The organism is Peribacillus sp. N1 (assembly GCF_054600815.1).
Window position 1 is genome coordinate 1,027,297 of sequence record NZ_BAAHZO010000001.1, and the last position, 25,891, is coordinate 1,053,187.

The window sequence follows — 25,891 nt, forward strand, 5'->3', positions numbered from 1 at the left end:
AATTGATATGAATATAAGCGTAGGACTGCATTAGCTTTTTTGTACGATAGCCGAGAATTTTTTTGCCGTTTCTGTCAGCCTGGTGTAATCTTCACCTGTAATCAATTTCGCAGGATTGATCAATGAACCGCCAACTCCCGCAGCGATGGCCCCTGCCTTAAAAAACGAAGCAAGGTTGTCAAGGTTGACACCGCCAGTTGGCATTAGAGGGATGTGAGGAAGCGGCCCTTTAAGATTTTTAAAGTAACTAACACCCAATGCATCTGCCGGGAAAACTTTGATAATGTCAGCTCCATTCTCGTAAGCAGTCAATATTTCGGTTGGTGTGAGCGCACCTGGGATGCTAATAACGCCATAGCGCTTCGCCATTTTAATCGTTTTGACATTGACGGTTGGAGAAAAGATAAATTCCGCCCCTGCCATTATTACCGCACGGGCCGTTTCAGGATCCAATACTGTACCGGCACCCGCTATGATATCATCACCGAACTCCTCTTTCACTCTTTCAATCAAATGGCACACTTTGGGAGTTTCCACTGTTATTTCTAGCGTTCGGATGCCGCCCTCTTTCAGGGCCCGGGCGATTGGTATAATTTGATTGGGGCGTGCACCGCGAATGACAGCGACCAGCTTCCCATGTTTAAGCTCTTCAAGTTTAGTCATTTTTTCCACCTTTCTACCTCTTCACATCATCAGCGCCGCCACTCATGAACAAAGCGAGGTCGGCACGGGCCGGCAAACCCTCAACATCGCCATTTACCATCGTTGCCATTGCTCCCATGGCATTTCCACGCCTTGCAGCTTCATCTAGCGGCAGTCCATCAAGCAGACCGGAAAGTACACCGGATGCAAAAGCATCACCAGCACCGATGGGATCCACGACCCTTTCCACATAGAATCCAGGAACGTATGTTTTCGGTACAGACGGGGCTGAAATTAAAGAGCCTTCTTTGCCCATTTTAAGTAAAACTGTTTCGACACCGAGTTCATGAAAATGATCTGCAAATTTTTCAGGAGTATGGGAGCCGAATAAAAATTCGGCTTCGCCCACCCCAGGCATGACGATATCACTTTTCGAGGCGTACTTTGTTATGATGTGACGTGCTTCATTTTCATCACCCCATATTTTCAAGCGAATATTCGGATCGAAGACGATTTTTGTTCCGTTTTCCTTAGCAATGCGGATCGCTTTATCCAAGAGCGACTGACAAGAATTCCCTAGTGCAGGGGTAATTCCCGTAATATGGAGATAAGCGGCGCCTTGGATGGCAAGATCAGTTAGTAATTCCGCCGTCATTTTACTAGCTGCCGAATCTTTCCGGTAATAATAAACTCGAGTATCATTCAGCCGTCTGAATTCTTTAAAAAAGACTCCGGTAGGAGCATCAGGGTCTCTTGTTACATAAGAGACATCAACACCTTCTCCGCGAATGAACGATTGCATGGCATCGCCAAATTCATCCTCACCGAGACGGCTAATCCAGCGTGAGCTATGACCGAGTCGGCTTAACCCGATCGCTACATTGGATTCCGCACCGCCAAACTTCATCGAAAAAGATCTGGCGTGGCGAAGCGGTCCTTCTTCATTCGGGGTAAACACTGTCATTGTTTCTCCGATGGTTACAACATCCATGTCATCATCTTCTTTCTCTTATCATGCTATTACGTGATTAGAAAGCGTACCGATCTTCTCAATGCTGACGTTCATCCGGTCACCGTTTTTCAACCAGATTTTCGGATTCCTTCCCATTCCAACGCCTGGTGGCGTGCCAGTTGCAATCAAATCACCTGGCATTAGCGTCATGGACTGTGATAAAAATGAAATGATTTTCGGAACCGTAAAAATTAGGTTGCTTGTATTTGAATCCTGCATAATTTCACCGTTTAATTCGAGCGAAATCGCTAGATTGTGGGGGTCACCCACTTCATCTTTTGTCACGATAACAGGACCAAATGGAGCAAATGTATCCGCCGTTTTGCCCCTTGACCACTGACCGTCCTGAAATTGCAAATCTCGGGCGCTGATATCATTCATAATCGTGTAGCCAAAGACGTAGTCATCCGCCGCTTCTTCTGACACATGTTTCGCTTCTCTACCAATGACAAACGCAAGCTCTGCTTCAAAGTCGACCTCGGTTGAATTAATCGGGATTTCAATCGCATCATTATGTCCGGCAATAGCATTAGCATATTTCGAAAAAATGACCGGTGATTCAGGAGGCTTCATCCCGGTTTCCTTGCAATGATCAAAATAGTTAAGTCCTACGCAAATGATTTTATCCGGCTTTGCGATTGGCGGCAGGATATTTACTTCTGAGAGTTTGAATATTGCATCGTCATTTACCCGTTGCTCGATTAACTGTTCAGCACGTGAACGCAACTCGCTTCCTCGTTCTATAAATTTTTTCATGCAAGCAGGAAATTCTTCTGGACCGAGAGCCGTTAAGCTGATAATTTGATCATCTTTAACAAGACCGATGTGCTGTTCGGTTTGCACGGAAAAAGTTGCTATTTTCATATTTTTCCCCTTTCTTAGGTTAATGCGTATGGTGTTTTTTCCCCTTTTAAGACCTGAACGATATTTCTTGCTGCTTTTTGACGAAGTTCAACCATCGCTTCCTCAGAATACCAGGCGCTGTGCGGCGTAATGATGACATTGTCCATTGTGAGTAGCGGGCTATCGATTCGGACCGGCTCATTTTCTGTCACATCAAGTGCAGCACCTGCAATTATCCCTTTTTCAAGTGCATAGGAAAGTGCTTTTTCATCGATTATCGGTCCACGTGCCGTGTTAATGATGACCGCGTTACTCTTCATTTGTTTAAGGCGCTCCTCATTGATCAGGTGGTATGTATCATCAATTAAGGGCACATGGATCGACAAATAATCGGCTTCACCTATAATTTCGTCGAGATCCATTTTTTGAACCCCGACAGCAGCCATGTCTGCCGCCGATACGAAAGGGTCATAAGCAGCGGTTTTAAAGCCGAGCGGTTTCACCTTTTCAATGAAACGGCGCGGAATCCGGCCAAAGCCGAGAACCCCAACCGTTTGTTCGTTAAAACGGTGAATCGGGACACACGCTTTAAAGTCCCAGTTACCTTTTTTCACTTCCTTGTTTAACAGTGTCACTTTCCGCGCCGACGAAAGTAAAAGTGCCAATGCATGATTCGATACTTCTTCCATGCCATAATCCGGTACATTGGCGACAGTGATCCCCTTTTCTTTAGCCGCATTGAGATCAATTGTATTGACGCCAACACCATAGCGGGAAATGATTTTCGTGTTTTCAAGCGACTCAATGACTCGGCGTGAGATAGGAGCATATTGATTTAAAATTGCATCCGCTTCTTTTGCCTGCTCCATAACTTGTTCTTCAGTTTTGCATTGCGCTTTGATGAAATTGATATCCAGACCGCTTTCTTGAAAAATCTCTTCTTCATATTTCAAATGTTCAAATTCGTAATCCGTTAATAATATTTTAAAGGTCATTCGGGCTCAACTCCTTTATTGTAATACCAGACATCTATTTCGCTGCTGCCTTTTCAATTTTTGCAATACCGAGCCCTTCTGCACCAAGTTTCGATGTTTTTGCTTCAGGATAGTATCGTTCGATCATTTGAATACCAATTGCGGCACGGCGTACACGTTCTTGAGCGAGTGAGATGTTCGTACTTTCCCATTGTTTCCCTGAAGGGTATACATCAGGATGATTACGCAAACCAAATTTAATGTATACAGGCGCCAATACACGGATAATTTCCGGTATTTCATAATAGCGAAGAAAGCCTCCAAAGGTATCCGGAACTTCAACATATAAATCAATTGGAATGTTTATTGATTGTCGAATCGCTGCAAGTTTAGACAGCGTTAATGCAGGTGGCACGTTGTAGGTATCCGCTCCGATGTCTTCCATTAATTTAACGGATACTGGATTGGCTGAACCCATTTGAACCGATACTTTAACAACAAAGTCTTCCGGAAGCTGTCCGTATTTTTTCATTTCTTTCGTTAAAAGTAGGAGTCCTTCATCCGCAACTAACGCACCGCGAAGACCAAGTGCAGCTCCTCTTTTCAAGTCTTCCATCGCATAAACAAGCTGGTCCGATCCTTCATGGCGGATTCCCTGAGATTTACCTCCTGGCGTAAGCGGTCCCGCACTGACATCCCATGAACCCCTGGGACCGACAAACAAACTGAGCTCCATGCCGCGCTCTGCTGTCATTTCACACATTTCTTTAATTTCTTCATCCGTTTGAAGCATGATGCCGCTGCCCTGGGATATCCGGTGAATAGTCAAACCGAGTCGGTCAATTTCTTTCAATGTTTCTTTTAGGGCAGCTGGACCTTCTACACTTGGTAGTTCAATGCGGTATTGAGCTCCATCCGGAAATGTTTTCGTTGATGTAGGAAGTTCTTTAAGATCAGTAGATGGGTAGCCTAATTGTTCGAGCAAGTCGCGTGATTCTTTCATTTTTGGACGCCTTCTTTCATATCTATATTTTTTAAGAGAGCAGCTACTTTGTCACTCAAATCAGCAGGGTATACATCGCATGGGGCACGGTGTCCAGCCGCAACGTCAAACCAGCGCTGATGAACAGCTTCTTTCATGGCTGTAAAAAATGTCGGACCGTAATTGTACACATCCATCAGTTTTGAAATCACTTGATGATTTTTCTGGGCTTCAGCGAGATCCCCTTTATGATACGATTCATATAAATGTACGGATATTTCCGGGGCAAAGACAGCGCTTCCATTAATGCTTCCAGCTGCACCAATCATTTGAGCCGGAAGCAAATGCTCGTCAAACGCGGAGAAGACTTTGAAATCACTGCGAACTTTCTTCACTTCCGCGAGCACTTGACGAAGGTGCCCGAAATCACTGACCGTCTCTTTAATACCTGCTATGTTGGGATGATCTTGGGCTAATTTTTTAATCAATTCGATTGATAAATTTTGTCCGGTCAAGAGCGGGATGTTATAAATGAAAACTTGCAGATTAGTATGATTCGCTACGCTGGAAAAATGTCGATATAATTGCTCGTCAGACAGCTTCCAGTAATATGGGTTTACTACAAGAACGCCGTTCGCTCCATGCTCTTCTGCATAAGAAGTCAGTTCATGCACCTCTTTTAATACGGTATGCCCGACTCCGACCATAACTGGCACTCTTCCGTTAATGTGCTTTAACATTTCGCGTACATATAATTTCCTTTCTTCAGTCGTAAGTGAGGAGAACTCACCTGAACTACCCATCAACAAAATACCGTCAATATTCCGTGAGATTAATAGGTCGATATACCTTCTGTTCAACTCCAAATCCAAGTTCCCCGTTTCATCAAATAAGGTGACTACCGGTGGAACGATGCCATGAAAGTCCATTATTTTTCCTCCTTTTATTACCATTCAGCGATACTCCCGTCTTCATTACGCCAAATTGGGTTTTTCCAATTATGTCCGGTCTCTGCTGCCTGCTTCACTTTTTCTTCATCAATTTCCACTCCAAGACCCGGTTTATCCGGAATGTTCACATAGCCATTTTCATAATCGAATAATTCTGGATTTTTCATATAATCGAGAATGTCCATGCCTTCGTTGTAATGAATACCAAGGCTTTGCTCCTGAATAATGAAATTCGGTGTCGTTGCGTCCAAATGAATGGATGAAGCAAGAGTCATCGGACCGAGCGGGCAGTGCGGCGCAATTGCTACATCATACGCTTCTGCCATTGCGGCAATTTTTTTCCCTTCTAAAATACCACCTGTATGAGACAGATCCGGCTGAATTATATCGACATAACCATCTTGTAGTAGCTGCTTAAAGCCCCAACGCGTATACATTCTCTCTCCCGTCGCAATCGGACACGTTGTATGCCAGGCAATCTCACGAAGTGCTTCATTGTTTTCCGGGAGCACCGGTTCTTCAATGAACATTGGACGGTATGGTTCGAGTTCTTTCACAATCACCTTTGCCATCGTTTTATGAATCCTCCCGTGAAAATCCACACCGATCCCAAAGTCCTTGCCAACCGCTTCCCTGATTGAAGCAACGCGTTCGATGACCGCTTCTACTTTCGAAAAGCTATCTATGTAATTCATTTCTTCTGATGCGTTCATTTTGACAGCAAGGAAGCCTTCTTTCTGTTTTTCTATTGCGGCAGCAACTACATCCACCGGTCTATCTCCTCCGACCCATGAGTAGACTTTAATTTTTTGACGTGCTTTGCCGCCGAGCATTTGGTATACAGGAATATCGAAGTATTTTCCTTTTATATCCCATAGTGCCTGCTCAATGCCGGAAATGGCGCTCATTAAAATTGGGCCCCCGCGATAAAATCCACCTCGATAAAGCGTTTGCCAGATATCTTCAATATCGTTCGGATTTCTCCCGATCAAATAATCAGTCAGTTCGTTAACTGCTGCTTTAACAGTTTCAGCACGGCCTTCCACGACAGGCTCTCCCCATCCAGAAATGCCTTCATCCGTATCGATTTTTAAAAACAGCCAGCGGGGCGGAACTTTGTATAAAGAAATTTTTATGATTTTCATCAAGCACCTCGCAATGTTTTTTTTAAGAAAGAGAGATTTTCAAAAATGGAAACCTCCCTTGCACTTGTTAAGAACCTTTAATAAAAACCGTTTTTATGGCTGTATAAAATTCTTTCGCCGCTTCACCTTGCTCTCGCGAACCTGTACTTGATGCCTTCATGCCTCCGAATGGGGCTTGCAACTCTACGCCCGCGCTTTCTGCGTTAATGCGGACAAGACCTGCTTCAATTTCATCAATGAACTCCAAAATTGAGCTAATATTTGATGTGAAGATTGATGCACTCAATCCGTACTTCGTATTATTTGCCAAGTCAATCGCTTCGACAAGATCGGTTGCTTTCATAAGCGCGATAACTGGTCCAAAAATTTCTGCCTGTGCAATCTCCATTTCGGACGTCACGTCTTCAAAAATCGCTGGTGTGATGAAAAAGCCCCTATCATAGTCTCCGCCAGTTAATATCTCCCCGCCATGTATGAGTTTTGCGCCTTCCTGCTTGCCTTTTTCAATGTACTCTGTGACCGTTTTGAACTGGCTTTCGCTTGCACACGGACCCATCCAAATACCCTCTTGAAGACCGTTGCCTACTGTAATTTCCGCTGCTGCCTTTACCAGTTTTTGTTTGAATTCATCATAGACGGACGATTCAACGACTACACGACTTGAAGCTGTGCATTTCTGGCCGGAAGAACGAAATCCACCGCTGATGACCGCCTCGACAGCTTGGTCGATGTTTGCATCTTTCGTTACGATGACTGGGTTCTTGCCACCCATTTCAAGCTGATATTTTATGCCGCGTGCGGAAGCTGATTTTGCGACGCTCTGACCGACACTTTCAGAACCGGTAAATGTGATCGCATTTAAAAGCGGATGATCTATGAGTCCTTGACCGATGATCGACCCCTTACCGGTAATGAAGTTCACTACGCCCTCCGGGAAGCCTGCTTTTGTGAAGCATTCCATCACTTTCGCTGCAGTAACGGCTCCCTCCGTAGCCGGTTTCCATACGATTGAGTTGCCATATACAAGAGCAGGAGCCATTTTCCAGATGGGAATTGCAACCGGGAAGTTCCATGGCGTGATTATCCCGACAACACCAAGTGGGCTACGTTTCGTAAACATTAGGGCATCTTTATCGGATGATGGAATAACATCGCCGTCTTTCCGCATCCCTTCCCCAGCATAGTAACGCAGAATTGCAACCCCCCGTGCCGTTTCACCTTTTGCTTCAGGTAACGTTTTACCCATTTCGCGAGTCATCGTTTCGGCAATTTCATCTAGATTTTCTTCCAATATATTGGCCGTTTTGAAAAGGATTTGTCCACGTGCAGACTGCCCGATCCTACGCCAATCCCTCTTTGCTTTATGCGCAGAAGCTACAGCCTTGTTCAAGTCATCTACCGTTGAGCTTTGAACATAACCAACCGGTTCTTTGTCCGCAGGATTAATGCTTTCGATTGTATTTCCAGAAGATGCATTCACCCACTCATTATTAATGAAATTTTTATATGTTTTCGTTGCAAATGTAGTTGATATCATAGTCTTTAGCTCCTTTTTCGTTTTAGAATGTCGGTCCAATTCTCCATATACCAAAGTCATGCTGCTTTAATATCTCCGCTTTTGTTAGTTTTCCGTTTGAAACATGTTGAATTTCTTCCATGATGCGCCTGCCCACTTCATCAACGGTTTCTAAACCATCGACAATCGTACCAGCATTTAAATCCATATTTTCATTCATCCTGTCAAACATTGGTGTATTAGTCGAGATTTTTATGACGGGTGAAATAGGAGAACCCGTCGGCGTGCCTCTTCCACTTGTAAAGAGAACGATTTGGGCACCGCCTGCGACCATTCCCGTCAATTGCTCAATGTCGTGGCCAGGCGTATCCATCCATACGAGCCCTTTTTTTGTGGGCACCTGGGCATAATCAACGACCTCTTCAAGTCTGGTTGTGCCTGATTTTGTCGCTGCCCCCAGTGATTTTTCCTCGAGTGAGCTGAGACCTCCCTCAATGTTTCCCGGACTCGGATTTCCGGTGCGGATATCTACGCCCATTTGTATCGAGCGGTCCTCCATCATTTTAATAACCGCATAAGCTTTTTTGGCTACCTGATCGTTTACCGCCCGTTTAGCGATCAAATGCTCCGCACCGATGAGTTCAGTCGTTTCCGCTAATATTGCGGTTCCCCCCTGCTGAACAACCAAATCGCTTGTACGTCCGACTGCCGGGTTAGCCGATAAGCCGGAGCATGCATCCGACCCACCGCATTCTGTGCCGACAATCAGCTCGCTAAAATCACATAATTCCCGCTGCACCATCGAGGCATCCTGGACCATTTTGACCGCAATTTTAGCTACTTCGGCAATGGTTTGAAGAGTGCCGCCATGTTCCTGAATCGATACCGTTTCCACTGGTTTACCACATTTGGCAATTTCATCTCCAATACGGTGCGCCTGATGTGTTTCACAGCCAAGTCCGAGTACTATGACACCATATACATTTGGATTCATGCCCATTCCCGCATAGGTTCGGGCCGTTTGATCATAATCAGAGCCCACTTGCGCACAGCCATGCTGATGAATGAATGTGACGGTTCCGCTCACCAGCTCTGTTACTCGCTGCGCTGTTTGTGTTGCGCATGTTATCGTTGGCAAAATCAGTACATGATTCCGGACACCGACGCGTCCATCCGGACGGCGGTAGCCCCAAAACTGCATTTTTTCATTCAGCAATTTTGTCACCCCTTCCTCTTTTACCTTCTAAATTGTGTACATGAACATGTGCACCAGCGGGAATAAAAGCTGAGGCTGCACCTATGACTTCCCCATATTTAATTATGTCTGCTCCTTGTTCGATGGCTTTGACTGCGAACTTATGTCCAAAACGAATCGGTTCAAGAATGGATACGACAAGTTCTTCCATGCCTTTCTTCACAACTACTGATGTGTTTTCAGGGATTTCGGATAAAGCGACAGCTACACTATCTTTCGCACTTAAGTAAAGTGTTTTATATTCGCTCATTTTGTCACCCCTTAAATTGTTTGAACTGCTTTACTTTGGATAACCGGGTTGTTCAATACTCCAATCCCTGGTATTTCGATTTCAATTCGGTCATCGCCTTTCAATGTAAATTCATTTGGCGGAACCACACATGTACCAGTAAGTAAAACTGATCCGTCAAAAACAGTATTATCTAAGACTAAATAGTCGACAAGCTCTTCCAATTTTCGTTTCAGTTGGTTTACTTTCGCTTCACCTTCAAATACTTTTTCTTCATTTCGATAAATACGGCACATGATTTTAAGCTCATATGGATCCGTAACAGCCTCTTTTAACAATATTGCCGGTCCAATGGAGCAAGAATTTTTCCATACCTTTGCCTGTGGAAGATAAAGCGGATTTTCACCTTCAATATCTCGGCAGCTCATGTCATTACCCGCGATATATCCGAGTACCGTTCCCTCTTTATCGATGACCAGACCAAGCTCCGGCTCAGGAATTTGCCATTTTGAATCTGAACGCAAGTATACCGGATCATTCGGGCCCACAGTTCTTGCTGCAGTCGATTTAAAGAAAATCTCAGGACGCACTGCATCATAAACTTTGTCATAGAATGTTTGGCGGTCCAGCTTTCCTTGCGTAGCTTCGTAGTTACGTGCTTCCTTGCTTTTTTTATAGGTAACGCCAGATGCCCATACTTCAGGTGCGTCGATAGGAGTTGTTAATTGAAGACCTTCCAGTGGCTGCAGTTCCCCTTCGGCGGCAATTTGTTTTACAATATCAAACGCTGTTCTGTTATCATGACGTGCCGTTGTAATCAACGACATAAAATCCGTAAATGGAAGGTCCACCACATTGTTTTCGTTTGTCACGGCAGCAAGTTGTTTTTTACTTTCTTTTACATAGCGAATAATTCTCATTTTCTAGTTCCTCCTAATTGGCAGGCCTCATTTATATTTTTTGATATTCATAGCCGAGCTCCTGCGAAATTTTACTGCTGCATTCCTTTAAGAGACGTACATAATACTCATGTGTTTCTTCATTTACTTTAGAAGCAGGCATCGATACACTCATTGCAGCGATTACCTTGCCTGAATAATCTTTTATCGGTACTGCCAGACAGAAAATGCCCGGTTCGTTTTCTTCATTATCCATTGAATATCCATTAATGCGTGCTTTTTCGATTTCCGCTAAAAATTGGTCCTTGGATCTAATCGATCTATCGGTCGGTCCTGTATAATCATAGCCGTCCAAGAGTAAATCCAGTTCACTATCCGTTTTGGTTGCAACAAGAGATTTGCCAACTGCACTCGTATGAATCGGAACACGCCGGCCAATACGGGAATAGAGGACCGTTACCCCAGTGCCCTCCACTTTATCGACATAGACACCTTCCTGCCCGTCTAATATGACAAGGTGCAGCGTCAAATTCGTTGTTGCTGAAAGCCATTCAAGATGTTTTCTTGCCACATTGCGCAAATCGAGATGGGTCACGACAACGCTTCCCCTCTCCAATAGCTTTAATCCTAGCGAGTATTTTCCATTTTCTTCGCCTTGTGAAATATAGTGATGCTCCTGTAAGGTTTTTAATAGTGAATGAACCGTACTTTTATGTAAATTCATTCGTTTGCTTATCTCTGTTATAGTTAGTTCACGCTCACGCTCATCAAATAAATCCAATATTTTCAAGGCACGCTCCACCGATTGGATGATAGGCATCGTTCCTCACTCCTTTTATCATTCTGTCTACCTTTATCTTATCGGATTTACGACGAGCATACCTCACTTTATTTCTACTTTTTTTTCCTGGATTACAATATCTTGTTCATAATCAAGCACCGCATCCTCAATGACAGCGATTGGAACAACACCATTTGCTGCATCTGTATGTCCAAACATCCTGTTGCTAGCCGCAACCATTTTTTGTCTAACTTTCATCCGCTGCTTGCGTTCAGCTGCCAATGATTGTCTTTCTTCTTTAAAATGATCCGCAAAATCATGAATAACCTTTCCAGAATGAAGTTGAGTAGAATCTACAAAATCAATCCGTCGTTCACGAAGCTGAAGGTGAATTACATCCCCTGATTTAAGTAAACCAATGCCGCCACCTTCATACGCTTCCGGTGTCATATGTCCTATGGCAGCACCATATGTGACTCCTGAATAGCGGCCATCGCTAATGATTGTAGCGATTTTTTTCATAACACGATTTGCATTGATGTGTTGCATTGGTGTAAACATTTCAGGCATTCCGAATGCCACTGGCCCCTGCCCTGAGATAATAACCGCAATTTTCAATGTGCCTGCTTCAACCATCCTGTCAAATAGCTCCCCATAGGTAGCGGTTTTTAGAAGAGACCATTCCGGCTCATTGTTGTATTTAAGAGATTCTAGCAATAGATTATGTTCGAAAAGCTTTTGCTCTTTTATTTTTGAAAGCAGATTTGAATCGAGCAGGCTTTTATTTGCATCATCTTCATTTTCGTAATAAAGGACAAATGCAAGCTTATCATCGAATTGGTCAAGCTGTGGTGTCGGCATACCGCTGATTTTTACAACGGCGCTTTCAAAGAAGTTTCCTTTTAATACATCAACACCGCTGAATCCACGGCGTGGATTGGATAAAATGACCTGATTTTCTTTTACATTAACCGCTTTTAGGCTACTTGTGATCGAAAGTCGTTCTTTCCAGGTTTTTGCTGCGACAGTCGGCGCATCCTGATCCATTGGTACACCATTCTCAATAAGTTCATGAAAAAGTGTTTCCATTCCTCTGCTGTTCCCGCTGCAACACTGCATCGCAAGTGAATAAATGTCCCTTCCTTCTGTCAAACTGTAATCAAATAAGTCAGGAATTGGATGTGAATGATGAATGCGGTCAAGGTCCCATAAACTGAATTTGTATCCTGCATAAAGCATGCCTGCAACAATATGCATCATTAAGTTAGTAGAACCACCCGAAGCGCTGTGAATACGGATTGCATTTTTTATGTTCGCAGCGACAATGTTGGCCACGCCGTAGCGCTCTTCGTTTATCATGCCGGCAAAGCTATCAAGCACCGAATTAATCTGGCGTTGTGTTGGTGGATCGGTCAACAGCTCCACTGCTGGATGAACGAGACCCATGCCTGCCACTAAATGACGTGAACTATTCCCCGTACCATTAAAGGCACATACACCTCCCTGCCCGTCACATGTTGCAACAGCAAGTCTCATTTCAAAGTATTTATGCTGTTCCTTCGTCAATATTCCTCGTTCATAGGCCCGTTCAAATACACCCTGAAATGCAGTATTCGATGAACATTGCAATATATATGCCATCGTATCTCGTAAATCAACGGCTACATCAGTAGCTCCCTTACTTTCCGCTTTTTTCGCAAGAGTTTCCAATTCTTCAATCACGTCAGCTGGAATCGAACCGCCTTCCAATACGTGAGCAGGTGCGAATGTTGCGAAAAAGGGTGCTTCACCACGGTTTCGGCGAACACGATCAACATGTGCGAGTGCACTTACAACACCAAGAGGCTGCTTATCACACCCTTGAATTACGAATGCACCATGATAACTGTGAGCTTCTAGCTGGTTGACAACCATTTGTGCAACCGCGTTTCGGCTCTGGAGAGAGTAACTCATCCCTTGATTGTTTTGCGCAGTGCCATCACACATCACCGGTGTCGAGAAATGAAACGGCACACCGCCGTTTTGCCAAATGCGGATTGCTGCCCGTGCTGACGTTTGGTAATCCATTATATGGGCCGGATGATCGGACGAACCACCGATTATTGCGATACGCGGGGCATTCCTCTCTAGCCGCATATAAATTTCTTCAAGCGTCCAATCAGGCTTGCCCCCTTCATATGTGGAGCCAAGCGTCAGCTTCGAACGGTCCAACAAACCTGCAACCGTAATGGGTTCATTTGCTTTTCCCTGTACATTATCGCGGTAAGGGTTTATCCCGTTATCAATTAGTGGATATAGGTGTGTCATTTCAGCACTCCTTTTCTGATTTCAAATGAATTCTTCCATTCTCTAAAAATATTAACCAAGGTTTTTAGTCTAGTGCCAATTCTTCTGGTTCTGACAGGATTTCTAAATTTTTGTTTTTTAAAGCTTCTTCCATCATGCTTTCAGAAATCCAAATTTCACCGATTTCAAGCGTATTTTTTATTCTTACGACTCTCACTTTATTCAAATTGAAGGCATTGCACGTTTTGATAGCAGCTTTAACAGCTAATTCCTGCGTATCTAAAAACATCGGGAGCTTTACTACATCTGTCACTGTGCTTGTGAGTGCATTGGCATAGCCTTTTTCCCATTCGATTTCATTCATGACGGCCTTCGTCGTCATATCAGCCATGCCGATGCCGTTTGCATTACCGTGAGTTTTTTCAGTAAGTCCAAGTACAACGGTCCGTTTAACCTCTGGCCCACCGGTAGCATATGGAGTGGCGAAGTTACCCGTAATATTCGGATCCATTCCATCCCCTGAAATATCCTTTCCGAGTTCATTTACAATAAGTACGTCGATCGAATCGAAATGGATTCTTGGCATCAATGATTTTGCTTCAAGCAATAGTCCCGGTTCCACTTCCTCCAATTCCTCTGCTGGGACTGCGACGATTTTCGCTGGTTTATCATAGGCATTTTCAATAGTCGCAAGACCAAATATGATAGGAGCTTTCGCTAAAGAAATTTTTGCCATTTCAGGGACATGTTCCGCCATATACTTAAAGCTGTATGCATGTGCAGCTTCGGCTCCCTTTTGCTTGCCTAAACCGATTGTAATCATTTTCATTAGTCCGCTTTCAACTGGTCCGCGAAATGCCGTATGTGGTTTTATCCGATTAATGACAATGATTTTATCTGATTCATATGCAAACTTATCAATATAGACAGGGAGCCCATTTGGCAATTCATCCAGTTTAATAACTTCCATCGATGACAGTATTGACGCTCCAACCGATTCTTCTGAAATACCCAGTTGAAGCAACACATCAATTTGTCCATCCCCTGTAGCACCCCCATGGCTTCCCATTGCAGGGACTATAAAAGGATTACCGCCAGCCTCCTTAACGGCAGCCACCGTTTCTCTTACAATAGTAGGAAGGTCCGCCACCCCTCTGCTTCCTACTGCAATTGCCACCCTGTCATCTTCATTTATTCTTGATAAGACACCTGCTTCTTTTATCGTCTTCTTCACCTCACCAGCTACATCAGCTATATGAGGTGTAAGAAACTTCTGCCTCACTTTGACCATTTTCGGTAATTGGATTTCACGTAAAAGTTCAGAGATAATATCCATTTTCTATCCTCCAAACAGTCTGGATTATTTACCGCGTACTTTTTCAACTTCGCTCATCATTTCCTCTACAAGATCCGGCCCGAATTTCTGGGCATATTCGTCCGTCACTGGTTGGATGGCTTTCTTCATTTTTTCCATTTCTTCCGGCTCTACTTCATTGATTTTCATTCCTTCTTCTTTTAGATACTTAAGTGCCTTTTCATTTTCTTTTTGGTTAACTTCCCGTTGATACTTTCCAGCCTCTTGTGCGGCCTCACTCATGATTTTTTGCTCTTCTTCTGATAGGTCGTCCCAGAACTTTTTACTTACAAGGAATACAAATGGTGTATAAACATGATTTGTAAGACTTAAGTAGTCTTGCACTTCATTATATTTTTGCGTTTGAATTGTTGCGAGTGGGTTCTCCTGCCCATCAACAGTGCCGGTTTCCAGTGCAGTAAATACTTCAGAGAAGGCCATCGGCGATGGATTAGCACCCAACTTTGAAAAAGCATCTAAATGCACTTCATTTTGCATGGTACGAATTTTAAGGCCTTTGAAATCCTCAACCGTTTTAACAGGGTGTTTACTGTTGGTTAAGTTTCGGAAACCATTTTCCCAATATCCCAGACCTACTAAATCATGTTCCGGTAATTTATCCAAAAGTTTTTTGCCTATTGCACCATCAAGTACGGAATAAGCTTCTTCTTCATTATTAAAGACAAACGGGAAGTCATAAATTCCAAATTCCTTAATCATTCCCACAAGTGGAGAGGTTGAAGGAACAGTTACTTCCTGTAAACCACCTTGAAGTGCTTCTGTCATTTTCTGATCATCCCCGAGGGTGGCATCAAAAAAGTTTTGGACCTTCATTTTTCCCCCGCTTTTTTCTTCAACCAGTTCTTTAAATTTCTCCATTCCTTGCCCTTGTGGATGCATTTTACTATTCCCGATTCCTGCTTTGATTGTTCTTTTTTGAATACCGTCAGCTGAAGCGCTTTCATTTTGGTTTCCGCAAGCACTTAATAGCAATACGGCTGGCAGTAAAACCCCCACCGCCAAACGCTTGAACAGATTATTCATTATCATTTTCCTCCTATTAATTAAGATGAATATCAGCATACAAACCGAATTACTAGTTTAATTCCGTTAGGAGGTAAACCATCCTAGAGGAACCAGCACTAAGGAAGGGAACAGAATCAACAAGATCAATACAATTACTTCCACGAGCAAGAAAGGCCAAATCCCCTTCATGATATCTTCCATACTGATTTTACTTATGCCGCACATGACATTTAATACGGTTCCGACCGGTGGTGTAAGTAAACCGATGGCGTTATTCAGGATAAACAGGACACCAAAGTAAACTGGATCAATACCTGCAGCGACCACCAATGGCATCAATACAGGTGTTAGAATAAGGATTGTCGGCGTCATATCCATAGCAGTTCCAACTACGATGACCAATAAGTTTATCATTATTAATAGAAGGAATGGATGATCCATAAATGGCTCCAGCAATCCAATCACCTGACCAGGTAAATCGGCTACCGTTATCAGCCAGGATGACACGAGTGCCGCGGCGACCAGAAACATGACAACACTCGTCATTTTTCCTGCATGAACAAAGACCTCATACAAATCTTTCATTTTCATTTCTCGGTAGATTACAAGACCGACAAATATGGCGTAGACTGCAGCCACCACTGCCGCTTCAGTCGGTGTGAATAAACCGAATTTCAATCCACCAATGATAATGATGGGCAGGAATAGAGCCCAAACTCCTTGACGAAGAGAAGTAAGAATTTCTTTTGTTGAAGCTCGGGGGTTAACGGCGACTTTATCTTTTCGTGCAACAATGGCCCAGGTAACCGTTAGTCCAACCGCTAGTAAAATACCAGGAACGATTCCTGCCATAAACAGCTTTGTAATGGACACTCCACTTGCGACACCGAAAATGATAAAGCCAATACTTGGCGGAATGATCGGGGCAATGATACCACCGGATGCAATCAACCCACTTGACCGGTTCACATCATACCCTGACTTCACCATCATTGGAATTAATATAGCCCCAAGCGCTGCTGTATCGGCAACGGCAGATCCTGATAAACTTGCAAACAACACACTCGCAATGATCGCAACATAGCCAAGGCCTCCCTTGATATGGCCAACCAAGTTCATTGCCATCTCAACGATACGCCGTGATAATCCGCCCCTATTCATCGCCTCTCCTGCAAGCATAAAGAACGGTATGGCCATTAGAGGGAAGTTATCAGCGCCACTGATTAGATTTTGTGCGATTATTTGACTATCAAAAATACCAAGGAAATACATTAACACTACACTACTCACAAGTAAGGCAAAGGCAATAGGTATTCCAAGTCCCATGGCTCCCAGTAAAGATCCGACAAATACACCTATCATCCCTGTTTCTCCTCCTTGACAATCCTAATATCTGAAGCAAATTCATCAGTATGGAGAGAAATTAGCTCTTCTGACTCACTTATCATCACCAATTCTTCGTCTTTAATTTTATTGAAGAAAATCCGATATAAATTGAAAATGATCATGCTGCCCATTGAAACACTCACAAGAATACCTGTCCCATATACAAATGCCAGTGGCATGCCTGTGGCTGGTGCAGTACTATCAATGTTTATCAATGTCATTTTCCAGCTGCCATCCAGGATCAGGAGAAGAACGAATAACATCATCAAATCACTAATAACAAGAACCACTTTTTTCATCTTATTCGGGAGCCGTTTGATGACCATGTCGACACCTAAGTGTTCTTTGTTTTTGAAAGCTCCGATGGCGCCGAGGAACGTCAACCAAATAAAGAGATACCTTGACATTTCTTCTGACCAAGTAATCCCTGAATTAAAGAAATAACGAAGTACTACATTACCAAACACGAGTACGACCATAATTGCTAAAGCTGCTGCCATAATAATGTTCAACGAATTTTCTAGGGTTTTGGAAATTTTTTTCACCTATACATCTCCCCCTTCCTATCTAAAGCGCCTGCTTCATTCTGCTTTTATTTTTCCTACAAGCTCTTCCGCCCAGTCATTTTCCTCAAAAACTTCATCATAAACAGGTTGAGATGCTTTTAACATTTTTTGTGCAAAATCTTCGTCAGGCTTAGTGAATTTGATTCCATTATCCTTAAGATATGCTTTGTCATCTTCATAACTTTTTTCCATCAAATCAAACTCATATGCTGCCGACTCTTTTGCTGCTTTTTGAATGATGGTTTGTTGCTCCTTTGTCAGCCCTTTATAGAATTTGCTATTGATAATGTAAATATTGGGGCTGAACATATGCTTGGATTCTAGTACATCACTTTGAACTTCATTCCACCCCGAGGATCTCAACGTGGCAATGGGATTATCTTGAGCATCCACTACCTTTTGTTCAAGTGCGGTAAAAACTTCTGAAATTGGTAATGGACTAACATTTGCCTCCAATGATTCACCTAGTTTTATGTAATTCGGAATGTTCGGCATTCTGAGTCGAAGTCCATCAAAATCTTTCATACTCTTAATTGGACGATTACTCGAAAACATCCTAAATCCATTTGCACTCCATGCGAGCGGTGTCACTCCATGCTTTGGATCAAGTTCTTCTGTCAATTCTTCTCCGATAGGTCCATTCAATACCTTCTTTACATGATCGTAATCCCGAAATAGGAAGGGCCATTCCGGAACACCCATTTTCGGAATGTCCGACTGCATAATTAGTCCTGGAACACCCATTTCAATCGTTCCGTTTCTGACGCCGTCATAAAATTCTTTTTCTGCACCTAAAGTACTGTTCGCATAAATCCGAACCTCTAGTTCACCATTACTCTCTTTTTCTACTATTTTTTCAAATTTTTCTCTCAAGGCAATGTTTTGAGGGTGATTTTCAGCAAAATAATTCGCCACTTTTATCGTTTTCTTTTCAACGCCAGATCCACTGGCTTTTTCACCCTCACCTCCACCACATCCTGATAAAAGTAAAGCTGCTGCAAGAGTTAAGCTTGTGGAGAATACAAAAGGCATTCTTTTTTTCAATAAAAACCCTCCCAAAAGTTTTTTGTAAGCGTTATCATTTATGACTGATTTTAAGAACTTCTCCTCACCCTTGTATAAGCCAAAGTTAAATTGTTTTATATTATAAAACTCCGTTTTGTTTTATTCGGAGTAAGGAAAACACTTCACTTCTAGTTGCGTTTCAAGTTGATTCATGACATTTTAAACAATTACTTTTAATAACATGAAGGTTAATTTGTTCTACATTATAAAACTCGGTTTTTAAATTTGAAATCTTACGTTGATTATAAGCTTCCAATTTTACTAATGTCAAACCATTTTTTGAATTTTATAACAATTTAACAAAACCTCTATTTTTCACTAATTAATATTTAGAGAATCAACATTTATTAATCATATCCTTTTCAGTCAAGATTTATAGAATCAGAATGGGAAAGATGAATTTTTCAATACTAAGATATTTATAGAATAGAGAATCGAACATAACTATAGGTTTCCCTTATAATACATTCCTCTCCTTTATTGAGCTTTTAAGTTTGGAATTTTGTTTTTCCTTCTGAAAAAACTGTCTTTAAGAACTTTTTTCTTTTTTGACCTTGCGTTTCATCAAAGTGGTAATCGTTTGTATATTTTAACCCGTGTCTTTCATACAGAAGTTATTTTCCTTGTATAAAGATTTATACTTTTTTCTCTTTTGAAAAGTTACAATCCATTATTTATATTGAGATCATTTCATTATGAACCTCTCTCCAACAGGTTAAAGACTAAAGGGAAAAAAAACTATACCCGAAGCTTTTAAAGGCTCATTAAATATATTCAATTATTACCGATATATAAAACATGGTTAATATATAACACGGGGAAGGAATAAACAAAGATGAATAAACTCAGTACGAAAATAGGTTTTGTTCTTTTAACAGGTATGGCCATTACATTAATTGGAAGTTTACTATTGATGTATAAAAGTACAAATGATACGGTTGAGAAAACAATCGCTATGAGCAGCTTAGACATCGCAAGCAACATCGCTCAAGGAATAAATCCAACATATTATGCCGATTTTTTAAGTAATCAATCCGAAACCTCTACATATTGGGAGATACGCGAACAGTTAGACGATTATAAACAAAAAACTGGAGCATTATATGTCTATACATTGGGGATTGACGAAAGTAGCGAAAAAGTCCATATTCTTATAGATGGAATGGGTAAGGAAGATAAAAAAGCATCTCCCATTTCAACCCCCACAACCGTAACTTCATATCAGGATGTAGAAAGCGTCATGAAGGGAAAGGTTTCTACCACTTCCATCGTTCATGATCCTGAATATGGTGACTATTTATCCGTTTTTGTTCCCATAAAGAAAGGGGACGAGGTCATTGGAATACTAGGGGTGGATATTGATGCCAGTAAAGTCGATGCTACGACCGGCAAAGTACTGGGTGGCATCCTTCCCCTGATGATAATAATCAATGTAATCTTAATGGCAATCGTTGTAGGTGCATTAATATGGTTCTTGACTAGAAAGTTAAGCCCCCTTCTCAAGGTCAGCATGGCTGCAAAGGAAATCTCAAATGGAAAATTAATTATCAGCCAATAAACTGATTAGCAACACAAGGGTTAAAGGAAACGACGAAATAAAGGTTTTAGTGAAATCCTTTGAAGAAATGATCACCAATACAACCATTATTGTCAACTCCATGAAAAACTCATCATACCAGCTATTGGAATCATCAAGTGATATCGAACACAAAATCAAAGAAATGGATACTTCCACACAACATATTGTTAAAGGCATTCAGCAAGTTGCAGGGGCTGCGGAAGTACAATTGCACAGAAGTGAAGAATCATCAAGGGTCATCGAGGAAATGACCATAGGGATACAAAAAATTGCCGAAGCTTCTTCTGAAGTCAGCGAACAGACAAATCATGTTTCAGCTAGAATGTCCATCGGAAATAAAGATATAAATGAACTCTCAAATCAAATTCTGCAAGTAAAAGATGTTATGCTGCAAACAAGTTCAGAAATAAAGAAATTGGACGAACAAGCAAATGAAATTGTGAATATTGTACATTTAATTACGGGAATTGCCGAGCAAACCAACCTGCTGTCATTAAATGCGGCCATTGAAGCTGCTAGAGCCGGTGAACAGGGTAAAGGTTTTGCGGTGGTATCGAACGAAGTACGGAAATTGGCAGTAGGCACCAAGGAATCTGCAATCAATATACAAGAGTCCCTACTTCATTTTAAATCCATCATAAATGAATCAGTGAAAATGATGGAAACCGGTACTAAAGAGGTAGAGGAAGGGACAAAATTTGTCCTGAATACAAGAGAAACATTTAAACAGACCATAAAATCCTTTGAGCATGTTAGTGATCAGATTCAAGAAATATCCGCCATTACAGAGCAAATGGCAGCAAGTTCTCAAGAAATCAATGCTTCGATAGAAGATTTTGCAGGGTTAACAAGGGAAACGGCAGTGGCTTCAAAGCAAGTTGCCCAATCAACCGATCAACAAGCGAAATCCATGGAGGACATCTCCTTCTCCACCTCTTCGATGGTAAGGCTCGCTAATGACCTGGAAACATCTGTTGAACAGTTTAACGCGTAAAAAAATTGAACTACATTCTATTACTATATCAAGAAAGGGATTTTGCTATTAATGCAAAATCCCTTTTTTTATTTACTTAGTTGATTTTAGCTTCAAATCACCTTCATAAGGTATATGTTCAACTGTTATCGTTATATCTTTGCCCTCTTTATCTTTACCGATTCGTTTATAAGTGAATTTATTTTCATTAAGCTCCGTAAGTTCAAGAACTGCACCATACTTATTTTCCCCTTGTGAAACATGGGCTCTAATCTTATTTCCATGAACAACATCGTAATAGCCGTAATCACCACGGCTTTCACCGGTTTTAGCATCAAAAAATTCATACTTATTTGTTTTATCATCATATTTTGCCAGACCTAAATAATTCGAGTTATAGCTTGATACATCATTTCCCTTTTCATCCAATGCCACTGTACCTTTCCATGTGGTGCTTGATAAAACTTTGTCTCCATCAACGTCTGTAACTACATCTCCTGTATAAGTTTCCAAATTTTTGTCTGGATCAGTAAAGGAAAGTTCTGTTTCAGTATAGGGAATATGATCGACAAACACTTCTACTTCGTTACCTTTTGCATCTTTGCCCATTCTTTTATAAGTAAACATATCCTTATTCAGTTCAGTTATTTCAACAACGGCTTGGTAACCCATTGATTCTGAAATTAACACTCTAATCTTCCCATTCGTGATAAAGAAAGTTCCTTTATCACCTCGACTTTTTTTAGTATTTTTATCAAAAAATTCATATCTCGATGCTTCATCATCATATTTAGCTAGACCAATGAAGCTTGCATTCTCCTTTGTTAAGTCATTATTATTTTTATCATAAACTTTTGTTCCTTGCCAATTCGTGCTAGTAAGAATTTTAGTCATTTCCTCTCCTGCGGTTAACTTTTTTTCTTGTTTACTCTGTTTTGCAGTTTGTTCCTGCTTCTGAGCGCTTTTATTTTCTTGTGCGTTTGTGTTACATCCTGTTATTGCCAACGTTATCCCAAGTAGTATAGCTGATGAAATTATTGCTTTTTTATTCATTTTTTCGTCTCCTCATCATATTGTGTTTTTTTTGTAGTGCAATTGATATTACAAATTAAAAGTATAGCGATCTGGTTATTTTGCTCCTGCCTTAAGTAAAATTTGTTCGATTTCCTTAAACCCTTTCTCGCGGGCATGTTGTAAAGGTGTCATACTGTTATTATCGGGGATGTTGACATCTGCCCCATGATCTATTAGCAATTGAACTGTTTGCTGCTGTTTTCCATCTCCATCATTCAAAATGATTGCTTCTAGCAAAGCGGTCCAACCGAGATCATTCACATGATTCACATCAATATCAGTTTTAGTAAGAAGTTCTTTAATAACCTCAACATAACCATGTTCCGAAGCAGGGATTAAAGCCGTTCCACCATAACGGTTGGTTATAGAGGGGTCTGCACCCGCTTCAATCGCAAGTTTAAGTATATCTACATAACCTTCAGCACCGGCATACAAGAAGGGGCTATTTTTCATGTCATCCTGAATGTTGACGTCTGCACCCGCTTCAATAAGGATTTTTGCCGTCTCTACATCATTGTTATAAGTCGCAATCATTGTGGCGGTTCGCCCTTCCGAGTCCTGTGTATTTATTTCTGCACCTTGCTCAATCAAGCTTCTTATTCTTTCCGTTTCTTTACGTTCTACGGCTTGAATAAATTGTACATTCATTCCCTTTCCTGTCTCCTTTTCTTGTTTATTTAGCTCTACTTCATTATCCAAGACACAGCCTTGAAGGATGAAAAGGCTTCCGATGACAATCGTTAGCCATCTCCACATGAAACACACCATCCTTTCCCTGTTTGTACTTCACAGCCGCAAATGGATTTCCCGTCATTCTTATGTAGCAAATTGACATGTTCTTTAGGTTTCATGATGTTTTTTTCTCCCTTTTATTTTTAGTTGCTTACTTATTCCGTCTTCATTATGTTAATGCTTAACCTTAAACTCCCTCTAAACAATCTCTTAAATAATGATTAACTTATTAATAAAATTTCTTAATGTTTATAAAAAAAACCGCCACTTCGTGACGGGTCCTTAACATGCTATTTAAACATTAAAGCGATACCCTGCTCCCCAAACGGTTTCCAAAAATTTAGGATGTGCAGGATTTCTTTCAATTTTTTCACGTAGTTTCCTGATATGGACGGTGACAGTCGAAACATCCGCAGCCGATTCCAATCCCCAAATATTTTCATAAAGCTGCTCTTTGCTTAATACTTGATTCGGATGCATGACAAAAAACACCAAAGTATCGAATTCCTTTGTTGTAAACGGCACCACTTCTCCGTTTATGTGAACTCTGCGCGCTGACTTATCTATTGAAATCCCATGAACATAGATTGAATTAGATTTGGGGTGACTTCCTGATAAACGTTCATACCGCGCTATATGCGCTTTCACTCTTGCAACTAGTTCACTTGGACTAAATGGCTTTGTAATATAATCATCTGCCCCTAGACCAAGCCCCCGAATTTTATCAATATCTTCCTTTTTGGCGGATACAAGCAAAATCGGGATATTCATGACAGCACGTATTTGTTTGCATATCTCAAATCCATTCAACCCTGGAAGCATGATATCCAAAATGATTAAATGATAATTTCCTTGAAGGGCCTGTTGGAGACCTGCATCACCAGTATGTTGAATATCGACACTAAAATCATTAATTTCCAAATAGTCCCTTTGCAATTCAGCAATACTGACTTCGTCTTCAATAAGTAATATCTTTTTCACATTTCCTCACCTTTCTTTATGGAAAAAAAGACACTTGTACCTTTTCCTATCTCGCTAGTAGCCCAAATATCTCCACCATGCTCGCCGATAATTTTTTTTGCAATCGCAAGTCCTAAACCACTTCCACCTGTCCGGGAATTTCTAGATTCCTCAGCACGATAAAAGCGGTTAAATATATAAGGCAAAGCAGAAGATTCTATTCCATAGCCATTATCAGTTACTTGTACAACAACATCATATAGTCCTTCATGCAGAGAAATGGAAATGTGTTTTTCATCTTTATTCATATACTTTACACAATTGCTGATCAGGTTGGCCAATACGCGTTTCAGTTTCTCTCTATCAGCTGTCACGTATATCGGCTTATTCACCTGATGAAGTTCAATCTGGATCCCTAGTTGAAGTAAATCCAGTTGAAGTTCTTCTACGTAGTCTTTTAAATACTTATCTAACCTGACCGTTTCAAAAGTGAATGGTTCTTTTTTCAAATCCAACTTGGAAAATAAAAATAATTCATCTATCAATGAATCCATATCTCTTGCTTTTAGGTATACAGTCGATAAATACTTGTCCATTTTCTGTGGGGTGTTTGCTACTCCGTCTTTAATCCCCTCAACATACCCCATAATCGAAGTGATCGGTGTTTTCAAGTCATGGGAAATATTAGAGAGAAGCTCTTTGCGATTTTCCTCATACTGAAGCTGAATGTTTACGGACTCTTTTAACTTTTTTCTCATTTCCTCAAAAGCTCTATTCAATTGCCCGATTTCATCATTCGAAGTCGCCTTGATTTCAAAGTTTAAATCTCCTGATTTTATCCGCTCTGCGCCTTCTTTAAGAATTGAGATCGGTTTGATGATGCTACGTGAAACTAAATAATTTAATAGTCCAATAATCATTACAAACAGTAATAACAATAGAGCGAATAAAATGGGAAAGAGCTCTCGAGTCAGCTCGGCATATGAACTTGCCTTTCTCAATACAAAAATACTTCCTTCACTTTTATCTGAAAAATAAAAATCAAACTTCACATAAGTGAAAAAAAAGTCTTTCATTTTGATTGTGTCCCGCGTATTGATATTCGTTTCTTCGAACTTGGGAAGTGATTGTATCAAGCCTGGCTTATCTAGTGTTTGGGACGCATAATCAATGTTTTTACCTTTTCTAACGACAATCTTAATATCTCCATGTTCAATCTTCTTCAGCTGTTCTTCATTTAGCAGCTGCTCAGGGTTATTTTTTGCCAAAAGCTTTAAATCGAGAAACACACTTTCCTCTACTGCAGTCAAAGGTTTTTGGAGATAAGATTTTTTGTATAAATGTTCTATCGCTTTTACATCACCTGTTATCGCAAAAATAAGTAAAAATCCAGCTGTTAAAAACAAAGTGATGGAAATAAGGATTACGCCAACGTAGGACAACAGAAATCTCATTTTAATTGACAAATATTTTCACCCCGCTTCGATCTTTCGTTTACTCATTTATAGAAAAGTTGTTTATCTGCTGTTCTTGCATAAAAAAATGTTGCCCACGATAACTTTTTTTAGTACTAAAAAAAACATATCACACAAATCTTAAAATTTTCTAAAATACATATAAAAAATCCTATTCTATTGTCAGTTTACAGTTTTTTTATTTGAA

At 41.2% G+C, this 25,891-nt stretch carries 24 protein-coding genes; 2 read left to right on the top strand and 22 right to left on the bottom strand.

The annotated features are described in order from the left end of the window. Positions 1-30 precede the first annotated feature (30 nt). The 18 genes from ACYP5M_RS04845 to ACYP5M_RS04930 all read right to left on the bottom strand — a co-directional run bounded on the left by ACYP5M_RS04845 (position 31) and on the right by ACYP5M_RS04930 (position 18,890). Positions 31-663, bottom strand: a complete 633-nt coding sequence (locus ACYP5M_RS04845) for a bifunctional 4-hydroxy-2-oxoglutarate aldolase/2-dehydro-3-deoxy-phosphogluconate aldolase (protein WP_101225487.1) — start codon at positions 661-663, stop codon at positions 31-33. 13 nt (positions 664-676) lie between these two features. After that, on the bottom strand, positions 677-1,633 hold the full coding sequence (locus ACYP5M_RS04850) for a sugar kinase (RefSeq protein ID WP_434167052.1): 957 nt from the start codon (positions 1,631-1,633) through the stop codon (positions 677-679). Between the two features lie 21 nt (positions 1,634-1,654). Continuing rightward, positions 1,655-2,518: a fumarylacetoacetate hydrolase family protein gene (locus tag ACYP5M_RS04855; protein WP_459734728.1), complete on the bottom strand. Its 864-nt coding sequence runs from the start codon at positions 2,516-2,518 to the stop codon at positions 1,655-1,657. A gap of 14 nt (positions 2,519-2,532) precedes the next feature. Then, the gene (locus tag ACYP5M_RS04860; protein WP_459734729.1) at positions 2,533-3,492 is read right to left on the bottom strand and encodes a C-terminal binding protein; all 960 of its coding nucleotides are present in this window, start codon (positions 3,490-3,492) and stop codon (positions 2,533-2,535) included. 34 nt (positions 3,493-3,526) lie between these two features. After that, positions 3,527-4,474: a U32 family peptidase gene (locus tag ACYP5M_RS04865; RefSeq protein ID WP_230175867.1), complete on the bottom strand. Its 948-nt coding sequence runs from the start codon at positions 4,472-4,474 to the stop codon at positions 3,527-3,529. Further along, positions 4,471-5,382: a dihydrodipicolinate synthase family protein gene (locus ACYP5M_RS04870; RefSeq protein ID WP_434167055.1), complete on the bottom strand. Its 912-nt coding sequence runs from the start codon at positions 5,380-5,382 to the stop codon at positions 4,471-4,473. The genes ACYP5M_RS04865 and ACYP5M_RS04870 overlap by 4 nt, the downstream gene beginning before the upstream one ends. Positions 5,383-5,399: 17 nt before the next feature. Continuing rightward, positions 5,400-6,548 (bottom strand): galactonate dehydratase, encoded by a 1,149-nt coding sequence (dgoD, locus tag ACYP5M_RS04875; protein WP_230175865.1) that lies wholly within the window; start codon positions 6,546-6,548, stop codon positions 5,400-5,402. Between the two features lie 67 nt (positions 6,549-6,615). Beyond that, positions 6,616-8,085 carry an alpha-ketoglutaric semialdehyde dehydrogenase GucD gene (gene gucD, locus ACYP5M_RS04880; RefSeq protein ID WP_275732616.1) on the bottom strand — a complete coding sequence of 490 codons (1,470 nt, stop codon included), beginning with the start codon at positions 8,083-8,085 and terminating at the stop codon, positions 6,616-6,618. A 22-nt stretch (positions 8,086-8,107) separates the two neighbouring features. Continuing rightward, positions 8,108-9,265 carry a UxaA family hydrolase gene (locus ACYP5M_RS04885; RefSeq protein ID WP_459734901.1) on the bottom strand — a complete coding sequence of 386 codons (1,158 nt, stop codon included), beginning with the start codon at positions 9,263-9,265 and terminating at the stop codon, positions 8,108-8,110. Positions 9,266-9,269: 4 nt separating this feature from the next. Beyond that, the gene (locus tag ACYP5M_RS04890) at positions 9,270-9,569 is read right to left on the bottom strand and encodes a UxaA family hydrolase (RefSeq protein ID WP_230175863.1); all 300 of its coding nucleotides are present in this window, start codon (positions 9,567-9,569) and stop codon (positions 9,270-9,272) included. An 11-nt stretch (positions 9,570-9,580) separates the two neighbouring features. Then, positions 9,581-10,468, bottom strand: a complete 888-nt coding sequence (locus ACYP5M_RS04895; protein WP_101225469.1) for a fumarylacetoacetate hydrolase family protein — start codon at positions 10,466-10,468, stop codon at positions 9,581-9,583. Between the two features lie 31 nt (positions 10,469-10,499). Then, the gene (locus ACYP5M_RS04900) at positions 10,500-11,267 is read right to left on the bottom strand and encodes an IclR family transcriptional regulator (RefSeq protein ID WP_101225470.1); all 768 of its coding nucleotides are present in this window, start codon (positions 11,265-11,267) and stop codon (positions 10,500-10,502) included. A gap of 63 nt (positions 11,268-11,330) precedes the next feature. Next, complete coding sequence (locus tag ACYP5M_RS04905; RefSeq protein ID WP_459734730.1) at positions 11,331-13,535, bottom strand: dihydroxy-acid dehydratase domain-containing protein; 2,205 nt, start codon at positions 13,533-13,535, stop codon at positions 11,331-11,333. Positions 13,536-13,599: 64 nt separating this feature from the next. Beyond that, positions 13,600-14,850 (bottom strand): nickel pincer cofactor-dependent isomerase, group 22, encoded by a 1,251-nt coding sequence (locus tag ACYP5M_RS04910; protein WP_459734731.1) that lies wholly within the window; start codon positions 14,848-14,850, stop codon positions 13,600-13,602. Positions 14,851-14,874: 24 nt separating this feature from the next. Next, positions 14,875-15,918, bottom strand: coding sequence for a TRAP transporter substrate-binding protein (locus tag ACYP5M_RS04915; protein WP_230175860.1), 1,044 nt, complete (start codon positions 15,916-15,918; stop codon positions 14,875-14,877). Positions 15,919-15,978: 60 nt separating this feature from the next. Further along, positions 15,979-17,256 (bottom strand): TRAP transporter large permease, encoded by a 1,278-nt coding sequence (locus ACYP5M_RS04920; protein WP_101225474.1) that lies wholly within the window; start codon positions 17,254-17,256, stop codon positions 15,979-15,981. Next, a complete protein-coding gene (locus ACYP5M_RS04925; protein ID WP_434167058.1) occupies positions 17,253-17,825 on the bottom strand; it encodes a TRAP transporter small permease in 573 nt (190 codons plus the stop codon). The genes ACYP5M_RS04920 and ACYP5M_RS04925 overlap by 4 nt, the downstream gene beginning before the upstream one ends. Before the next feature lie 36 nt (positions 17,826-17,861). After that, positions 17,862-18,890 carry a TRAP transporter substrate-binding protein gene (locus tag ACYP5M_RS04930; protein WP_459734732.1) on the bottom strand — a complete coding sequence of 343 codons (1,029 nt, stop codon included), beginning with the start codon at positions 18,888-18,890 and terminating at the stop codon, positions 17,862-17,864. 856 nt (positions 18,891-19,746) lie between these two features. Between ACYP5M_RS04930 and ACYP5M_RS04935 the strand changes: the two genes are divergently transcribed. Further along, positions 19,747-20,469 carry a hypothetical protein gene (locus ACYP5M_RS04935; RefSeq protein WP_459734733.1) on the top strand — a complete coding sequence of 241 codons (723 nt, stop codon included), beginning with the start codon at positions 19,747-19,749 and terminating at the stop codon, positions 20,467-20,469. Positions 20,470-20,518: 49 nt separating this feature from the next. Continuing rightward, positions 20,519-21,484 carry a methyl-accepting chemotaxis protein gene (locus tag ACYP5M_RS04940; RefSeq protein ID WP_459734734.1) on the top strand — a complete coding sequence of 322 codons (966 nt, stop codon included), beginning with the start codon at positions 20,519-20,521 and terminating at the stop codon, positions 21,482-21,484. Positions 21,485-21,556: 72 nt separating this feature from the next. Here the strand turns inward: ACYP5M_RS04940 and ACYP5M_RS04945 are convergent, their stop codons facing one another. From ACYP5M_RS04945 to ACYP5M_RS04960, 4 genes are all read right to left on the bottom strand, one after another. Next, on the bottom strand, positions 21,557-22,516 hold the full coding sequence (locus ACYP5M_RS04945) for a DUF4822 domain-containing protein (protein WP_101225053.1): 960 nt from the start codon (positions 22,514-22,516) through the stop codon (positions 21,557-21,559). Positions 22,517-22,591: 75 nt separating this feature from the next. Further along, on the bottom strand, positions 22,592-23,293 hold the full coding sequence (locus ACYP5M_RS04950; protein WP_434167061.1) for an ankyrin repeat domain-containing protein: 702 nt from the start codon (positions 23,291-23,293) through the stop codon (positions 22,592-22,594). A gap of 270 nt (positions 23,294-23,563) precedes the next feature. Beyond that, positions 23,564-24,250: a response regulator transcription factor gene (locus tag ACYP5M_RS04955; protein ID WP_434167062.1), complete on the bottom strand. Its 687-nt coding sequence runs from the start codon at positions 24,248-24,250 to the stop codon at positions 23,564-23,566. Further along, positions 24,247-25,695 carry a sensor histidine kinase gene (locus ACYP5M_RS04960; protein ID WP_402937268.1) on the bottom strand — a complete coding sequence of 483 codons (1,449 nt, stop codon included), beginning with the start codon at positions 25,693-25,695 and terminating at the stop codon, positions 24,247-24,249. The genes ACYP5M_RS04955 and ACYP5M_RS04960 overlap by 4 nt, the downstream gene beginning before the upstream one ends. Between the last annotated feature and the right edge of the window lie 196 nt (positions 25,696-25,891).